This is a genomic window from Streptomyces sp. NPDC058663 (genome assembly GCF_042716745.1).
Lineage (GTDB): Bacteria > Actinomycetota > Actinomycetes > Streptomycetales > Streptomycetaceae > Streptomyces.
Genome location: NZ_JBHXRV010000120.1, coordinates 1 through 1,103, shown reverse-complemented (window position 1 = coordinate 1,103; position 1,103 = coordinate 1). Strand labels below are relative to the sequence as shown.

General features: G+C 66.7%; 1 pseudogene. It reads left to right on the top strand.

Annotated elements, in window-relative coordinates:
• The first annotated feature begins 76 nt into the window (after positions 1-76).
• Positions 77-1,080 (top strand): annotated as a pseudogene (locus tag ACFWVV_RS37770) (IS5 family transposase).
• Positions 1,081-1,103 lie beyond the last annotated feature (23 nt).

Genomic DNA, 1,103 nt, shown 5'->3' with positions numbered 1-1,103 from the left:
TAGGGCCTGTGTGACGTCGTGATCAATCTTGCCGATCCGGATCCGCATGGAAGGCGGATCCGGTAGGAAGACGAGCGTGACGCGCAGGCAACTCACCGATGAGCAGTGGAAGTTGATCGAGCCGTTCCTGCCGATAGGCGAGTACGGCCCGTACCCCGAGCGGCTGCGAGAGCAGTTCGAGGGGGTGATCTGGCGGTTCCGCACCAGCAGTCAGTGGCGGGAGATGCCGCATGAGTTCGGTCCGTGGCCGACGGTCTACGGCCGCTTCAGGGTGTGGAGGGACGCCGGCGTGTTCAGCGCACTGCTGGAAGGCGTGATCGCCGAGGACGCCCGCCGGGGGAACACGGACTTGTCGCTGGTCAGCGTCGACTCCACCACCGTCCGTGCCCACCATGACGCCGCCGGGATGCGCATCGGCAAGGAGGTCATGGACGCCCTTGAGGAAGCCGCCGCCGAGCAGGAGCGGGCCCGGCAAAAGGGGGCGGCCCGCCGGAACAGAACGGGCAGGGCGGACGTGACGACCCCGACCGGGAAGAGCGGCGGCACATCAGGCGACGACGCAAGCTCCGCTTGAAGCAGGCCCAGCTCGGCAGATCCCGTGGCGGGCTGACGAGCAAGGTCCATCTCGCTGCGGACCACAGATGCCGTCCGCTGGCGTTCGTGCTGACCGCAGGCCAGGCCGCTGACAGCCCGCAGTTCGTCGCCGTGCTGCACAAGGTGCGGGTCCGTCTGCCAGTCGGACGCCCCCGGACCCGGCCTGGCGCCGTCGCTGCGGACAAGGCCTACTCATCCCGCGGCAACCGCTCCTACCTGCGAAAACGCGGCATCAAGGCAGTCATCGCGGAGAAGAAGGACCAGACCGCCAACCGGAAGAGGAAAGGCAGCCGGGGCGGCCGGCCCCTCACCCACGACACCGACCTCTACAAAGAACGCAACACCGTCGAGCGCCTGATCAACAAGCTGAAAGCCTGGCGAGGCATCGCCACCCGCTACGACAAGACACCCGAAAGCTACCTCGCCGGCCTCCACCTCCGCGCCTCGATGATCTGGATCGACGACCTACTGAAAACCACCGATTGATCACGACATCACACAGGCCCTAG